We start from the raw sequence: 17,529 nt of genomic DNA on the forward strand, positions 1-17,529 counted from the left end.
GCTGGGCCAAGGATGGCCCATCGCGGCGGCCCACGGTCCAAAGCCGGAGTGAGGGCACACCGAGCCTAGGCGAGGTGCCGAGTGGTGGGGCAAGAGCGTTTTGCTTACTTTTGCGCTTTTCAAAAGTGAGCCGCTGTAAGAGCGGAACCAATACAAGCCGTAACCGAAGGAATGGATATGTACTCAACCAAACGAAGCCCAAAAGCATGAGCCTCCTGCCCTACGCCTGGGCCAAATCCCAACGCATCCTCCTTCACCCGGGAACCCAGGGCCCGACGCTGACCATCTGCCCCTCGACCCCCGGCTGGTCCATCAGCGAGGTCTACCGCCAGTTCGGCCAAACCCACCTGATCCAGGTGCGCGACGACGAACTGGACGGCCTCCTGGCCACTGCCTACGCCGACACCGGCAGCGCCGCCGCCGTCGTGGGCGCCGCCGAAAACGAAGTCGACCTCGACCGCCTCATGCAAGACATCCCCGAAATCACCGACCTGCTCGACACCCAGGACGGCGCCCCGGTGATCCGCATGATCAACGCCTTGCTCACCCAGGCCGCCCGCGACGAAGCCAGCGACATCCACATCGAACCCTACGAAACCCACTCCGTGGTGCGCTACCGCGTCGACGGCACGCTGCGTGACGTGGTGTCCCCGCGCAAGGCCCTGCACGGCGCCTTGGTCTCACGCATCAAGATCATGGCCCAACTCGATATCGCCGAAAAACGCCTGCCCCAGGACGGCCGCATCGCCCTGCGCGTGGCCGGTCGCCCCATCGATATCCGCGTCTCCACCGTGCCCACCGGCCATGGCGAGCGCGTAGTGATGCGCCTGCTGGACAAACAAGCCGGCCGCCTGCAACTGGAAACCCTCGGCATGGACCCCGCCGTCCTGGCCAAACTCGACACCCTGATCCGCCAACCCCACGGCATCGTGCTGGTCACCGGCCCCACCGGCAGCGGCAAGACCACCAGCCTCTACGCCGCCCTGGCTCGGTTGGATGCGAGCACCAGCAATATCCTGACCGTCGAAGACCCGGTGGAATACGACCTGCCGGGCATCAGCCAGATCCAGGTCAACGCCAAGATCGACATGACCTTCGCCCTGGCCCTGCGGGCAATCCTGCGCCAGGACCCGGACATCATCATGATCGGCGAAATCCGCGACCTGGAGACCGCACAAATTGCCGTCCAGGCCTCGCTCACGGGCCACTTGGTGCTCGCCACCCTGCACACCAACGACGCCGTCTCGGCGGTCAACCGCTTGATCGACATGGGCGTCGAACCGTTCCTGCTGGCCTCGTCACTGCTCGGCGTATTGGCCCAGCGCCTGGTGCGTCGGCTGTGCCCGCACTGCAAGCAGGAAGACCCGGCCGCGCCCGGCACCTGGCGGCCTGTCGGGTGCGCGCAGTGCAACCAGATCGGTTACAGCGGGCGTACCGGTATCCATGAATTGTTCTGCATCGACGACGAGCTGCGCGGGCTGATCCACCAGGGCGCCGGCGAGCAGGCCTTGAAAGCCGCCGCACGCCGGGCCGGCATGTTCAGCATGCGTGAAGATGGCGAACGCTGGGTACGCAGCGGCGCCACCGCCCCCGAAGAAATCCTGCGCGTAACACGGGACGCCTGATGAACCGATACCGCTACGAAGCCGCCGACGCCAGCGGCAAGCTGGAGTCCGGGCACCTTGAGGCAGACAGCCAGAGCGGCGCGTTTGCCCACCTGCGCAGCCGTGGCCTGACGGCCTTGCGGGTGCAGGTCGAGAACAACAACGAGCGTGCCGGCGGTGGCGGCCGGTTCAGCGCCAAACTCTCGGACAATGACCTGGCCTGGGCCACGCGCCAGCTGGCGAGCCTGCTCGGTGCGAGCCTGCCACTGGAGGCCGCGTTGAGCGCCACGGTGGAGCAAGCCGAGAAAAAACACATCGCCCAGACCTTGAGCGCGGTGCGCGCCGATGTGCGCAGCGGCATGCGCCTGGCCGATGCGTTGGCCGCCCGGCCCCGGGACTTTCCGTCGATCTATCGGGCGCTGATCGCGGCGGGGGAGGAGTCCGGCGACCTGGCCCAGGTCATGGAGCGCCTCGCCGACTACATCGAGGAACGCAATAACCTGCGGGGCAAGATCCTCACGGCGTTTATCTACCCGGGCGTGGTGGGGCTGGTGTCCATCGGCATTGTGATTTTCCTGCTCAGCTACGTGGTGCCGCAGGTGGTCAGTGCGTTTTCCCAGGCCCGCCAGGACCTGCCGGGCCTGACGTTGGCGATGCTCAATGCGAGTGACTTTATCCGCGCCTGGGGCTGGCTGTGTTTTGCCGGGATCGTGGGTGGTTTCTGGAGCTGGCGCCTGTACCTGCGCAACCCCGTGGCGCGGTTGAGCTGGCACAGCCGGGTGTTGCGCCTGCCGTTGATCGGGCGCTTTGTACTGGGCCTCAACACCGCGCGGTTTGCCTCGACCCTGGCGATTCTCGGCGGGGCGGGCGTGCCGTTGTTGCGCGCCCTGGAAGCGGCGCGCCAGACCTTGTCCAACGACCGCCTGAGCCAGTGTGTCAGCGACGCGACGGCCAAGGTGCGCGAGGGCGTCAACCTGGCTCCTGCGCTGGCGGTGGAAAAGGTCTTTCCGCCCGTGCTGATCCACCTGATCGCCAGCGGCGAAAAAACCGGCTCGCTGCCGCCAATGCTCGAGCGCGCGGCGCAAACCCTGTCGCGGGATATCGAGCGTCGGGCGATGGGCATGACGGCGTTGCTTGAGCCACTGATGATCGTGGTGATGGGGGCCGTTGTGCTGGTCATCGTCATGGCCGTCCTACTGCCCATTATCGAAATCAACCAACTGGTGACCTGACTGCTGACGAAACACGATCAAAAATGTGGGAGCGGGCTTGCTCGCGAAAGCGGTGTGTCAGTCAACACATGTCGCGCCTGATCCACCGCTTTCGCGAGCAAGCCAGCTCCCACATTTGAATCGCGTTTCTTCAAGACTATTTTCGCGCGCCCGACACGCGGGTCCCAACCTCGGGTTCCTCATTCTGTCATCTGCCCAACCCCACCACACGGCCCGTAACGCCTCCAGCCCGGTCCTCGAAATCCGCGCTGAAACCTCGCTGTCACCTCACCCCCAAACCGCTCAAAAGTGTGACCAAAACACCCGAGAATCTTTTTAAAAATCAAGCCGTTTCTCCCGAGGTTTTTTCCTTTAGCTGTCATCGGATGCTGCGAAATTTCATACCCATGGCCTCACCCCTGGGTACCCCCCGGAACACAGCCCGGGACCGAAGCCATAGCGTCATCTACCCCAACGTACAAACACGACGAAAGGAGCTTCTTCATGTTTAAGCGCAACGTTCTCGCGGTATCCATGACCCTCGCTGCACTGTGCTCGGCCCAGGCTGCCATGGCAGACATCAACGGCGGCGGCGCCACCCTGCCACAACCGCTGTACCAGACCTCCGGCGTATTGACCGCCGGTTTCGCCCCGTACATCGGCGTGGGCAGCGGCAAGGGCAAACTGGCGTTCCTGAACAACGACTACAGCCAGTTCGGCACCGGCACCAAGAACGTTCACTGGGCGGGCAGCGACTCGAAGCTGACCTCGACTGAACTGTCCACCTACGCCTCCACCAAACAAGCGACCTGGGGCAAGCTGATTCAAGTGCCTTCGGTCGCCACTTCGGTTGCCATTCCATTCAACAAGGCCGGTACCAACGCAGTTGACCTGAGCGTTGATCAACTGTGCGGCGTGTTCTCGGGCCGCATCACCACCTGGAACCAACTCCCGGCTACCGGTCGCACCGGTAATATCGTGGTGGTTTACCGTAACGAAGCCAGTGGCACCACCGAGCTGTTCACCCGTTTCCTGGCGGCCAAGTGCGTCAATGAGTCCAAGAAATTTGTGGTCACCACCAACTTCGCGGACAGCTTCGGCGTGCCACCAGGCGCCGTGCCTGCCGTGACCAGCCAAGGCGTGATGACCGCGCTGAACGCCGGTGATGGTCGCATCACCTACATGAGCCCGGACTATGCCGCGCCTACCTTGGCTGGCCTGGATGACGCCACCAAAGTGGCCAAGGTCGCCGGTGTTTCTCCAGCCCCTGATAACGTTTCCGCCGCCATCGCTGCTGTGCCCGTACCGGCTGCTGCCAACGTCGCCAACCAGAACGCCTGGGTACCGGTGTTTGCTGCCGCCGCCGATGCCAACGATCCAAGCGTCGTGCCTTACCCAAGCAGCGGTTATCCGATCCTGGGCTTCACCAACCTGATCTTCAGCCAGTGCTACGCCGACGCCACCCAGACCTCGCAAGTGCGTGCGTTCTTCACCCGTCACTTCGGTGCCAGCGCCTTGAACAGCAACGACAACGCGATCAAGGCCAACCGCTTCGTGCCACTGCCAGCTGCCTGGAAAGCCGCGATCACCAGCAACTTCGTTACCGCAACCAGCGCGCTGAGCATCGGCAAGTCTGATGTCTGCAACGCCATCGGTCGTCCGCTGTAACCCACGCTTTTACCGACCGGCAACACCCGATCAGCAACGGCCTGTGCCGTTGCTGATTTTTGCGTTTGCGGCTCGGCTATCAGCCTTACATGAACTTTCCATGACAGAAGTTCAGTCCCGCCCCTCGCCAACCGCCTAACTCCCATACGTGACGCACGTCGCCAGTTCCCCATGGGCAATAACAAAGAAGGAAGCTTCCTGATGGTCCGCTGCAAACCACCGGTCAACCTGAATGCCCAAGGCCCTGGCGGCCAGACGATCCTGCGCCTCAAACCCCTGGCCCAGGCGATTGCCTTGTTCATGGTGGCAGGCAGCGCCCACGCGGCGACAGCGTTCAGCTCCGGCTGGTTTGCCGACAAGGGTGCCTCCCAGGCGGCGACAGCGGCCCGCCTCAACGGGGCGCAGGTGCCGGGGATTCCGTCGTTGAATCAGCAGGCGCGGGCGAACCAGCAGTTGTCACGTTCCATCAGCACGCTCAACAACAGTGTCGCGGCGATTGCGGCCCAGCAGGCCGCCCAGGCCGCTGGCCGGCAAGCGGCGCTCGGCCAGGTCTCGACGATTCCCGACGGCCTCGGCAAGGGCGGCTTGCAGGTGGACAACAGCCTGACCCAGGGCTGGACCAACGCCAAGGGCCCGACCCAGAGCCAGTCCGGTGGCAAGACCACGGTGACCATCGAGCAGACCGCCGACAAGGCGATCCTCAACTGGGAAACCTTCAACGTCGGACGCAACACCACGGTCGATTTCCAGCAGCAATCGAATTGGGCCGTGCTCAACCGTGTCAACGACCCCAACGCGCGCCCCAGCGAAATCCAGGGCCAGATCAACGCCCCTGGCACAGTGATGATCATGAACCGCAACGGGGTGATCTTCAGCGGCAGCAGCCAGGTCAATGTGCGCAACCTGGTGGCGGCCGCCGCCACCATCACCGATGACCAATTCACCCAACGCGGGATCTATGTGGATGCCAACGGCACCCAGCCGACTTTCACCGACGCGGCGGGCAAGGTCGAGGTGCAGCGCGGCGCGTTGATCCAGACTCACAACCCGGCCACCTCTACCGACGCCGGTGGCTACGCCTTGCTGCTCGGCTCGGAGGTCGAGAACGCCGGCAGCATCATCACCGCCAGGGGCCAGGCCACCCTGGCCGCCGGCGACAGTTTTTATATCCGCAAGGGCGTCGGCACCACCGGCAACGACCGCTCCACCACCCGTGGCAATGAAGTGGCCACCAGCCTCAAGGCCGGCAGCACGTCGGGCAAGGTCAGCAACAGCGGCCTGATCATGGCGTCGACCGGCGACATCACCCTCACCGGGCACCAGGTGCAGCAGAACGGCGTGGCCCTGGCCAGCACCTCGGTGGATACCCGCGGCACGATTCACTTGCTCAACGCCGCCAGCGACACCAGCGCCAGCGTGACCCTGGGCGAGGGCAGCACCACGGCGATCCTGCTGGACGCCAGCGGCAGCACCGCCCTCAACAGCCAGAAGGACAACGGCCTGATCAAGCTCGACGGCTTGCCTGCCAACCTGATCACCGGCCAGTTCAACAACCTCAGCGCGGTGGCCGACCGCACTGACCAGTCGCGGATCGAGATCGTCAGCGGCGGCACTGTGGATTTGCGCAAAGGCTCGATCACCCTGGCCACCGGCGGCCAGGTGGCGGTCAGTGCCGGCCAGCGCAGCCTGGTGCGTGATGGCGCGATGATCGACGTGTCCGGCGCGATTGGCGTCAAGGTGGCGATGGAAGCCAACAACATCAAGATCAACGTGCAAGGCAACGAACAGCGCGACGCGCCCGCCAACCGTGACGGCGGGCAATTGATCAACAACGACGTGTGGGTCGACCTGCGGGACCTGGTGTTCGTCCCGGCCGGCACCAACGGCTATGCGACGGACCGCTGGTACACCGCCGGCGGGCTGCTGGAAGTCGGCGGTTACCTGGGCACCCAGGGCCACTCGGTCGGCGAGTGGATGGCCCAGGGCGGCACTGTGACGTTCACCGGCAAGGACGTGGTGACCCAGCAGGGGGCCCAGGTCAATCTGTCGGGCGGCACCGTCGATGTGCAGGCCGGCTACATCCGCCAGACCTGGCTCAAGGGGCCTGACGGCCAGCTCTATGAGCTGTCGAAAGCCCCCGGGGACATTCTCTACGCGGGGATCTACAAGGGCTTTGAAGACACCAGCGTCCGCTGGGGCCGCAGCGATTTCTACTACAACCCGCTGGTGGCCCAGCAAAGCCGCTACGAGGCGGGCTACACCGTGGGCCGCGACGCCGGCAAGCTGGTGGTGGGCACCACCAACGCGGTGCTGGAAGGCCAGTTGATCAGCGATGTATTCCAGGGCGATCGCCAGACCCAGGCACCGAATATCAACCTTGATGGTTATCAGCAGTCACAGCAGGCCATGGCCCAGCGGGCGCAGTTGATCATTGGCCAGTACACGCCGGTGTACAACAAGGCCACCGGCACCTTGCGCTACGCCTTGACCCCGACCATCGACCAGGTGCTGATCGAGAGCAGCACGCAAAAAATCGCCGACGGCCTGGACCTGGCCACTGCGCTGCCGACCGAACGCCAGGGCAAACTGGTGCTCGACAGTGACCAGCTCAAGGGCTACCGATTGGGCGCGATCAAGGTCGGCGCAAAGCAGCAGATTGACGTCAATGGCGCACTCAAGGTGGCTGACGGCGGCGACATCACCCTGTTCGGCCCCGTGGTTTCAGTCAATGCCAACCTCACGGCCCACGGCGGCAGCATCAACGCGGGCAACCTGCTGAATCAGGTCGACCTCAATCGCTCCAATGTCGTTGGCGATGTGATTCTGCCGGGCATCGGCCGGCTCGATGTGGCCGCCGGAGTCAAGCTGGACAGTTCCGGGCGCTGGAATAATCTGGCGCTGGACCCTTCGGCCACTGACGGGGTGGCGTATATCAACGGTGGCAAGGTGTCGTTGCGCAGCTCCGGCGACGTGAACCTCGCGGCGGGCAGCCTGGTGGAAACGTCGTCCGGGGCGACCATCGGCCTGGATGGCAAAGTCCGGGGCGGCAAGGGCGGCGACGTGACCGTGGGCGCACTGGGGGCTTTGGACCTGGGCGCCGAGATTCGCGGCTATGGCGTCAGCGCAGGCGGCACCCTGACCTTGCAGGCCAACAAGGTGCAGATCGGCCAGAGCCCGCAGGCGCCGGATGCCAAGACCTTGCAGTTGGCCGGGGATTTTTTCAACAAGGGTTTTTCGGCCTATGACATTACCGGCAACGAAGGATTGCTGGTCGCCGATGGTACTCAGGTGGATGTGAACGTGCCGGCCTACCGGCTCTCGGAGCAGGCCGCCACGACGCCGGGCGGCGGCGCTGCGGCCAGCGTGATGGAGCGCTGGACCCCGCCGCTTTACCAGGAAGACGCGAGCAAGGGCGTACTCGGCCAACGCCGTGGCGCCAGCCTGACTCTTTCCGCCGGCCACCTGGAGTCGCCTGCCGAGCAACTGCCGACAACCGCGCTGGTGGTCGGCAAGGGCGCGGTGATCAGCGTCGACCCGGGCCAGTCGATCAACCTGCGCAGCATCGGTCAACTGACGGTCGACGGCACGCTCAATGCCTGGGGTGGCAGCGTCAACCTGAACGGCCTGACCACGCGCGCGTTCGAGCCGGCCAACGCGGTTGGCCACGGCCGCTCCATCTGGCTGGGTGAAAACGCACTGATCGATGTCGCCGCCCGGGCCGCGACTGCCGTGGACAATCGCGGGAGCCAATACGGGTTGGTCCGTGACGGCGGCAAGATCAGCATCGGTGGCGAGATCAACCTGAGCACCGGCACGGTCACTGCCAGCGACCTGTTTGTGGTGGTACGCGAGGGCGCCCGGCTGGACGCGTCGGGCACGCAAGCGGTGTTGGATGTGCCGGGGCAGGGCGCAACCCGGGTGGCCAGCAATGGCGGCAGCATCAGCCTGGCGTCCAACAATGGCTTGTACCTGGACGGCAGTCTGGTGGCCCGGGCCGGCGGTGCCGGCGCAGCGGGCGGCAGCCTGAACGTAGCGCTGGACAGCCCGTATTACACTAAGAGCAGTGTCACGGATCGCGTGCTGAAGGTGCGTGAACTGGTGCTCGGCCAGACCCATCAGGCCCACCCGCTCGCCGGCACCGCCGCCGACGCGGCCGACAGCCTGGAATACGGCCACGCTCGCCTGGGCGTCGACCAGGTCAGTGCGGGCGGCTTCGACAACCTGGCATTGATGAGCAACGGCCTGTTGAGTTTCGACGGCGATGTGTCCTTGAACATGGGCCAGAGCCTGCGCCTGTACAGCGGTGCCTTCAACCTCAGTGAGGGCGCGGCAGCCAATGCCCGGGTGAATCTGTCGGCACCGTCTCTGCTGCTGTCCGGCATGGATTCGCCGGCCCGGGAGTTCTACGTGAACCCGGTGTCGGTGTTGCCGTTACCCTCGCTGCGCGCCACCGAGGCGCAGTTCAATGCCAGCGGCAGCTTGATCGATGTGCGCGGCAGCGTGTTGTTTGGCAGCAAGGGCAAACTGCGCCAGGCCGACGACAGCCTGGTCGGCCTTGAGCGTCGCGGCTTTGATCAGGTCAACCTGACCAGCCAGGGCGATCTGCGCTTCCTGGCGGGTGCGAACCCGGACGGCGTGGCCTTGAGGGTCAGCACCCAGTTATTGACCCAGGGCGACATGACCTTGCGGGCGGCGCAGTTGTATCCGGCCACGGAGGTCGGTGCGCGGGTCATTGCCGGCTACCTGAGCGAATTCAACAGCCTCAACATCACGTTCGACCCGCTGCGCACCCTGACCATTGGCCGTACCGGCAACACGGATGCCGCGGTGCCTTACTCGGCATTCGGGCGCCTGCAACTGGGCGCCGCGACGGTGCGGCAGGGCGGTGTGGTGCGGGCGCCCCTGGGGTTGATCGATATCGGCAGCATGGGCAGCAGCCAGGTGCAATTGCTGCCGGGCAGCGTGACGTCGGTGAGCGGCAGGGGCCTGGTGCTGCCGTATGGCGGCACCCTGGACGGGCAGGTCTATAAGTACAACGGCAAGACCGTGACGTTTGTCGGCCAGGGCGGGCTGGTCAACCAGGACGCGGAACTCAGCGTCGGGGTGATTCTCGGCGGCCAGTCGGTGCAGGTGCAGCCTGAGGCTACCCTGGATCTGTCGGGCGGCGGCGAATTGCTGGGGGCCGGTTTCGTTTCCGGGCGCGGAGGCTCTACGGATGCGCGCTACAGCCCACTGGTGCAGTTTGGTGCCAATGGCGGTTTTGTGTTGCCGGGCCTGGGCACCAACCCGATTTACGCCATCGTGCCCGGGGTGCAGCCTGGCGCGGCGCCGGTGGCACCGGAGAAAGGCGCAGTCGATCCGTTGGTGGGCCAGCAGGTCACCATCGGCGCCGGAGTGCCGGGGCTGCCGGCGGGTACTTATACCCTGATGCCGTCCACCTACGCCTTGATGCCCGGCGCTTTCCGCGTCGAGATCAACGGCCTGGCCGGGCTCGGCAGTGATGCCGCCACCCAGCGGATGCGCAATGGCTCCTGGTCCACCGCCGGGCGCTTGTCCATCGCCAACACCGGGATCGGCAGCAGCGTTGCCAGCCAGTTGATTCTGACCTCGGCCGATACCTTGCGTCGCTATTCCCAATACAACGAAACCAGCTACGCCCAGTTCGCCATGGCCGACGCCGCGAAACAGGGTGTGCCACGCCCGATGCTCGCCGTCGACGCCAAGACCCTGAAACTGGCCTTGCGGCCAGGGGGCGGCGCTGATGCGTTTTCGTTCCAGGGCATAGGCCGTTTTGAGGCCGCGGCGGGTGGCTATGGCGGCGCGGTGGCGGTGATTGATCCAAGCAAACTGGGTATTGAAGTCGTCGCGGCGGGCAGTTCCGCAACCAGCGGTTTTTCCGGCATTACCTTCAACGATGACAGCCTCAACGCCTTGGGAGCCTCGCGTTTGATGGTGGGGGGGATGACGGCAGTTACGTATGGCCAGTCCGGGAATTACATCGTCCTGGCTGGCGGTACGAGTCGGGCCAACAGCACCGTCACGCTTCGGGAAGGTGTGACGCTCGCAGCGCCGGAAGTCTTTTTGTTGAGTGACACCAACGCGATCGTCCTGGAGCAGGGCGCATCCATCAACACCATCGGCCGTGGCAAAGCCAGCTACGACGCTCGTGACGGTTTTATCTACAAAGTCACCAATATGCTGGCGGCGTCCAACGGCTTGCTCAATGTCATTGCATTCAATACGACGGTGCCCAGCGGCGGGATCAGCATCGGTGTGTGTGACACGGGCCTGTGCAGCGGGCAAACCGGGCTGTACTCCGAAGGCAGCATCGTGGCGTTGACCAACAATACCTTCCAGTTGGGCGACCAGGTGCGCTACGGCACCCGTCACCTCAACCTGGGGGTCAACACCATTAACCTCGGCAGCGCCCAAGCCCTGGCCGCGGCCGCTGCGGCCAATCAGTTGCCGGCCGGCCTGACACTCACCCAGGCGCTTCTTGATCGCCTGCTCAAAGGTGATTCACAGTTCGGTGCGCCGGCCCTGGAAACCCTGCAGCTCTCGGCGCGGGACAGTTTCAACTTCTACGGCAGTACCTCCCTGGACACCTATGACCCACTGACGGGTAAGTCGCGGCTGAGCAACCTGATGCTCTCCACTCCGGCGATCTACGGTGCCGGTGGCGCTGGCGACGTGGCCAACATTCATACCGCCAACCTGATCTGGCAGGGCGCGACCACCCCACCGGGCTCGGTGATCGCCGGCGGGGCGGGCACTGGCAGCGGGCGCCTGGATATCAACGCCGAGCGTATTGAGTTCGGCTACGGCGCCTTTGCCCAGACCAACACCGTGAGCAGTTTCGATCGCCTGGCTTTGGGCTTTGCCAGCGTGAACCTCAATGCCAGCGAGCGCATTACCGCCAACCACAAGGGCAGCCTCTCGGTGTATCAGAGCCAGGGCGCCTATGACCCGGTGAAGGGCTTCCAGTACAGCGGCGGCGACCTGAATATCCTCACCCCACTGATGACCGGCGAAGCCGGTTCGGTGAACCGCATCACCGCAGGAGGGGCGATTGATATTGCAGCGTCCGCGGGGTCGCGTGGCAAGGCCGACGGCCAGGGCGCCGAACTGTCCCTGCAAGGCGACAGCATTCGCCTGGCCACGGCGGTAGTGCTGCCCAGCGGCAAAGTCAGCCTGGGCGCCCGGGGTGATGTGGTGCTGACGGATGCGGCGTTGATCGACGTGGCCGGTCGCGCCACTGTGTTCAACGATGTGACCCAGTACGGCGCGGGCGGCACGGTGCTGCTGGACAGCCGCAGCGGCAACATACTGCAGGCTGCCGGCTCGACCATCGACCTCTCGGCCAAAAACAACCAGGCCGGCAAACTGCGGGCGGTTGCGGTGGACGCGGCGGGCGGTATCGTCGACCTGCAAGGCACGATCCTCGCCGGCAGCAGTGGCTATTACGATGCGGGCGGGACCACGATGCCTTATGAGGCCGGTACCGTGGAAATCCAGGCCCAGCGCCTGGGCAGCAGCGGTTCACTGGACCAGCAGTTCGCCGACCTCAACCAGCGCCTGAATCAAGGCCAGGTGTTCGGCACACGCAGCTTCCAACTCAAGCAGGGCGACTTGACCATCGGCAATGGCCTCAAGGCCGGCACCGTCAACGTCTCCGTGGACAACGGCGGCCTGCGGGTCACCGGCCTGGTGGACGCCAGTGGCGAGCGCGTCGGCAGCATCAACCTGGCCGGCAAGCACGGCCTGACGCTGGACGGCGGCGCGGTACTCGACGCCCATGGCAGCAAGCTGCGGGTGGACAGCTACGGCAAGATCATCGACTCGCCCAACCGGGCCATGGTGGTGCTCGGCTCCGGCACCGGTCAACTGACTCTGGCCGATGGCGCACGCGTCGACCTGCGCCACGGCACCGAGGCGGTCCAGGGCAATGACGGGCGCAACCGCGGCACCCTGGAACTGAATGCACCACGGCTGATCAACGTCGATGGCACCAGTAACGACATCAACATCGATGCCCATGGCCCCCTGACGATCCAGGGCGCGCGCTCGATCACCCTCAACGGCATGATCAGTTACGACGATGCGCCACTGGTCACCGATCCGACGGCCAGCGGGCGGCCTTACCAACAGATCGACCAGGCCTACCTGGATGGCAAGCATGTGCTGAGCACGGCCTTTATCAACGGTGCATTGCTCAACCAGAACCTGCTGCAAAACAAACTCGCCGGGCTTAACAATGCAACCTACGCCGATGCCTTCCACCTGCGCCCGGGCGTGGAAATCGTCAGCAAGACCGCGGACGGTGACCTGGTGGTGCAGGGCGATCTGGACCTGTCCGGCTACCGTTACGCCAGCCTCAACCCCAACAGCCAGAAAACCTCGGTGTATGGCTCCGGTGAGTCGGGCAGCCTGACCCTGCGCGCCGGTGGCGACCTGAACATTTACGGCAGCATCAACGACGGTTTTGCGCCGCCACTGCAGACCGTCGATGACAAGGGCTGGGTGTTGTTGCCGGGCATCGACTTTACCGGGGGCACGATCATCGTGCCGGGTAACGGCATCACCCTGGCGGACGGCACGACCTTCCCGGCGGGCACCGTGCTCAACTACGACCTGCCGATCAAGGCCGTGGGCGTGGCCGCCGGTACGCGCTTGCCGACCCGGGCGACGCTGAACCAGGACCTGACGCTGCCTGCCGGTACGGTACTGGCCGCAGCGGTGTTCGACAGCGCGGGCAATGTGCTGTTTGCCGCAGGCACGTTATTGAGCCAGGCACACACCCTGGCGGCCGGCTCACAGCTGGACGCCGGCAGCCTGCTGACCCAGGACACCCGGCTCGGGGCGCTGACCTGGCCCAAAGGGGTGCCGTTGCCGACGAACTACGAGGCGCTTAACCCGACGCAAAACTACGTGACCCTCAATGGCGACATACCGCTGCCGCGCGGCGCGTTGATTCCTTCCGGCACCAACGTCAAGTTGCCGGGCGGGGCTGAGTCGGTGGCGTTGCGCCCGGAAGTGGCGGGGCGCCAGGGCAAGCTGTGGGCCCTCTCGCCGATGCTGGCAGAAGGTTCGCAATCCTGGTCGCTGCGGTTGGTTGCAGGTGCTGACACCGAGGCGGCCGACAGCCGCATCCTGCAAGCCCATCCGCGCAGCGGCGACCTGCGTTTGGCTGACAGCCACTACGGCATGTTTGCCAAGGAGATGCCCGCCAAGGGCAAGTTGACCTGGACCGCCTTCGCGGTGGAGGACTTTGCGGCCAATGGGGTGGTGGTCAAGGAAGGCGACCCGATCGACCAAAAGATCCTCGATGATTTCGGGCTGGGTTCGATTGATGATTTCTGTGGGGGCAATCCGGCGTACTGCGCCGTGAAAGTTGGCTATGTCTGGACCGAATTCGGCGCCAAGGACCTGGCGGACAACGGGATTATCGTCACCGTCGGAACGCCGATCGAGCAAAGCATCCTGGACCAGTTCGGTATCCCGTCCATCGATGAGTTCTGTGCAAGCTCGCCCGCCTACTGCCAGGCCCAAAGCGGCAAAGAGTATGCGGCGACCCCCTCCAGCAGCCGTTTCAGTGTGATTCGCACCGGTACGGGCGACCTCGAACTACTCAGCGCCGGCGACTTGAGCATGGACTCCCTGTACGGGGTCTACACCGCCGGTACATCGTCCACTGCAACCGGTGCCAGTGACCCCTACAACCAGCCCAAGGCGCTGAACAGCGCGAAGACGGTGCTGAACGATACCAACAGTTATTTTGAACAGTTCGTCAACGGCTCATCTGACAGCCTGTACCGTGCCTGGTACCCGGAGGCAGGGGGGAATTTGAGCGTGAACGTGGGGGGCAACCTGACGGGGAATATCCTGGGAGGCGTCTTCAACCCAAGTCGGCCCAACCCCCTGGATAACGGCATCGACTCCGCCGATGTGGCCAACTGGCTGTGGCGCCAGGGCAGCGGCACGGTGAACACCGGCGGGCAGGCGCAGCCGACGGCCTGGTGGATCAATTTCGGTAGCTATACCGCCAACGCCTCCAAGGCTGATGCGTTCGTCGGGTTTACCGGTTTCGGCACCCTCGGCGGCGGTGACGTGGATGTACAGGTAGGCGGAGATGCCGGTGTGCTTCGGCGCATGGACGGCAACCCAATGTCGGCCTCTGCCAACCCGCGCAGCCAGGGGCTGGTGCTGGCGGTCGGCAGTACCGGGCGGGTTGCCGGTGATGGCAGCCTGCAGTTGACGGGCGGTGGTGATTTACGGGTGCGTATCGGTGGCGCCCTGAACCCTGGCAGCGTGGTTGATGTAAACGATCAGAACGGCCAGTTGGTGAATATCCGGGGCAATGTCCAACTGCAAAGTGCGACCACGGGCCGGATCGACCTGACCTACGGCAGCAACAGCTCTGAGCAGAGCCCGGGCGAAACCCGCGCATTCGATCCGTTCCAGGCGACCCGTGGCCGGGCAGTGGGGGGCATCACCCTGGTGCCGGGGGATGCCACATTCAACCTGACCACATTGGGTGACCTGGTGCTGCAGCAAGTGATTGACCCGGGCCGTGTCGTCCTGCTGAACAACTCATCGTTTACCCGTGGCAGGACGAGTGGGACCGGCGAAAGTTGGTTCTCGTTATGGACCGGGCACACGGCAATCGACCTGTTTTCAGCGGGGGGCAACTTGACGCCATCTGTCTCCGCCGCAGCGTCCGACCTGGCAACTGTCTACCCATCGATCGTTCGAGCGACGGCGGCTGGCGGCAGTATTTATTACGGTAACGCCGTCCTGGGGTCCCAAGCCGATACGAGTCCGATAAATGCCTTGGTGCTCGCCCCCGGTGCCAGCAGCCAGTTGCAATTCCTGGCCCATGACTCGATTTATGCGGGCGGTATGTTTGTCACGCCTTCCGGGGCCGACCCCAGCATCATGGCCACTCCTTGGCGGCCGGCGTTCGTCGGGACCATTGATGGTCAGGTGGTTGTCGATGGCAACAATCTGTCGGAAAACGGTAGCTCGCCGGGTTCCATTCCGCGGCCTTTGTTTGCCTTTGGCTCCGCCACGGCGTCGGCAGCCGCTTACGCGCCAACGGAACCGGCGCGGTTCTATGCCTTGACCGGCGATCTGGTGGGGGTCAGCAGCGGCCGGACCCTGACGTTCAATTCTTCCCCCACGTTTTTGCATTCGGGGCAGACCTGGTACGAGGGCAACGGGCCAGTTTGGATGATGGCGGGGCGAGACATTGTCAGCAGTGGCAGCCGTTTTAATACGGCCCCTGGTGCGGTCAGCGAGCAGTCGACCGGCAACCTGTTCATCCACAACAACCCCACTGACATCTCCATCGTCTCCGCCGGGCGCGACATTCTGTACAGCAACTTCCAGGTTGCCGGTCCTGGCCTGCTGGAAGTGACGGCGGGCGGCAATATCCTGATGTCCGGGCGTGACCCGGCGAAGGGCGGCGAAGTCAGCATCACCAGCCTGGGCCCGGTGGTCGCGGGCGACAACCGCCCTGGCGCAGGCATCGTCATGCAAGCTGGCGTCGGCCCCAACGGCCCGGATTACCGGCGCTTTGTCGAGGCCTACCTGGACCCGGCCAACCTCGTCCAGCCAGGCGAGGCCCTGTCGATCCAGGGCGGCAAGGTCGCCAAGACCTATGAGAACGAACTGGTCACCTGGCTCGCCGAGCGCTTCGGTTTCGTCGGCACCCGCGAGCAGGCCCGCGCGGTTTACGCCGCACTGCCCGCTGAACAGCAACGGGTGTTCGCCCGTGATGTGTACTTCGCCGAACTCAAGGCCGCCGGCCGTGAGTACAACGCGGTGGGCGGTGTGCGCCAGGGCAGCTATGTACGGGGGCGTGCGGCGATTGCCGCGCTGTTCCCGGACAAGGACGTGGCCGGCAACCCGATCACCTACAAGGGCGATATCACGTTGTTCGGCGGCTCCGGTGTACACACCAATTTCGGCGGCTCGATCCAGATGCTCACCCCGGGCGGTGGGCAGACCTTCGGCATCGAAGGCGCGGCACCGCCGTCCACCGCCGGTGTGATCACCCAGGGCGCCGGCGATATCCAGCTGTATTCCATGGGCAGCATCCTGCTGGGCCAGAGCCGCATCATGACCACCTTCGGCGGCTCGATCATGGGCTGGTCCGGCGAGGGCGACATCAACGCCGGTCGCGGATCCAAGACCACCGTGGTGTACACGCCGCCCAAGCGTGTCTACGACAACTGGGGCAACGTGACCCTGTCGCCGGCGGTGCCGAGCACCGGGGCGGGGATTGCCACCTTGAACCCGATTCCCGAAGTGCCGGCCGGAGACATCGACCTGATCGCCCCGCTGGGCACCATCGATGCGGGTGAAGCGGGGATTCGGGTCTCGGGCAACATCAACATTGCCGCGTTGCGCGTCGTTAATGCCGCCAACATCCAGACCCAGGGCAAGTCGTCCGGGGTGCCGGTGTCGGCGGCGGTAAACACCGGGGCCATGACCTCGGCGAGCGCAGCCGGTGCGGCGGCGTCCCAGGCGGCGGAAGATGCCGCGCGTAGCCAGCAGGCGGCGGCCAAACAGGGCCGGGCGTCGATTGTCACAGTGGAAGTGTTGAGCTTTGGCAGCGAGCCAGTGGAGCGCAAGCCGGAGGACGGGCAGAAGACTTCGGGCTACAACCCCAACAGCCCGGTGCAGGTACTCGGCGCCGGACCGTTGAGTGACCAGGCGCGGGCGCGGTTGACGGATGAGGAGCGCCAGCAGATCAGCTTGTAGTTTTAGAAAAGGACCTCTCGTTGTATTTGGGGCGATCATTGATCGCCCCTTTTTTTCGTCTTGGGGTCTCGGCTTTCCCAGGTGGGATGGTGGCGCGGTCGAGCCGGTAGTCACTGAGGCCGGGATGAGTGATATCTCGGCCACCAAGTGCGAGCTCTATCACCCTGATCTGTCAGGCCAGGAGCTGGAGGCGATTAAAAGTACGAAGCGCTCAGCATTGGAAACCTACAGCGTTTCACAACTTTGGTCGGTGGCATGGACTGAGTAAATTGGTCAGGCGC

4 protein-coding genes are annotated in these 17,529 nt (G+C 64.6%); all 4 read left to right on the top strand.

Going from position 1 to position 17,529, the window contains the following annotated elements; translation table 11 throughout:
- Positions 1 to 206: 206 nt before the first annotated feature.
- The 4 genes from gspE to HYE77_RS22995 all read left to right on the top strand — a co-directional run bounded on the left by gspE (position 207) and on the right by HYE77_RS22995 (position 17,248).
- Positions 207 to 1,625: a type II secretion system ATPase GspE gene (gene gspE, locus HYE77_RS22980; RefSeq protein WP_008432561.1), complete on the top strand. Its 1,419-nt coding sequence runs from the start codon at positions 207 to 209 to the stop codon at positions 1,623 to 1,625.
- Positions 1,625 to 2,836, top strand: coding sequence for a type II secretion system inner membrane protein GspF (gspF, locus tag HYE77_RS22985; protein ID WP_008432563.1), 1,212 nt, complete (start codon positions 1,625 to 1,627; stop codon positions 2,834 to 2,836). The genes gspE and gspF overlap by 1 nt, the downstream gene beginning before the upstream one ends.
- Before the next feature lie 483 nt (positions 2,837 to 3,319).
- Positions 3,320 to 4,483, top strand: a complete 1,164-nt coding sequence (locus HYE77_RS22990) for a substrate-binding domain-containing protein (RefSeq protein WP_003210472.1) — start codon at positions 3,320 to 3,322, stop codon at positions 4,481 to 4,483.
- A gap of 201 nt (positions 4,484 to 4,684) precedes the next feature.
- On the top strand, positions 4,685 to 17,248 hold the full coding sequence (locus HYE77_RS22995) for a filamentous hemagglutinin family protein (RefSeq protein WP_177069441.1): 12,564 nt from the start codon (positions 4,685 to 4,687) through the stop codon (positions 17,246 to 17,248).
- Positions 17,249 to 17,529 lie beyond the last annotated feature (281 nt).

Source organism: Pseudomonas sp. IPO3774 (genome assembly GCF_013386835.1).
Classification (GTDB): domain Bacteria; phylum Pseudomonadota; class Gammaproteobacteria; order Pseudomonadales; family Pseudomonadaceae; genus Aquipseudomonas.

Excerpts from the sequence above, each read along its gene's own strand:
- HYE77_RS22990 (WP_003210472.1), top strand. The coding sequence starts at position 3,320 with ATGTTTAAGCGCAACGTTCTCGCGGTATCCATGACCCTCGCTGCACTG.
- gspF (WP_008432563.1), top strand. The coding sequence starts at position 1,625 with ATGAACCGATACCGCTACGAAGCCGCCGACGCCAGCGGCAAGCTGGAG.
- gspE (WP_008432561.1), top strand. The coding sequence starts at position 207 with ATGAGCCTCCTGCCCTACGCCTGGGCCAAATCCCAACGCATCCTCCTT.
- HYE77_RS22995 (WP_177069441.1), top strand. The coding sequence starts at position 4,685 with ATGGTCCGCTGCAAACCACCGGTCAACCTGAATGCCCAAGGCCCTGGC.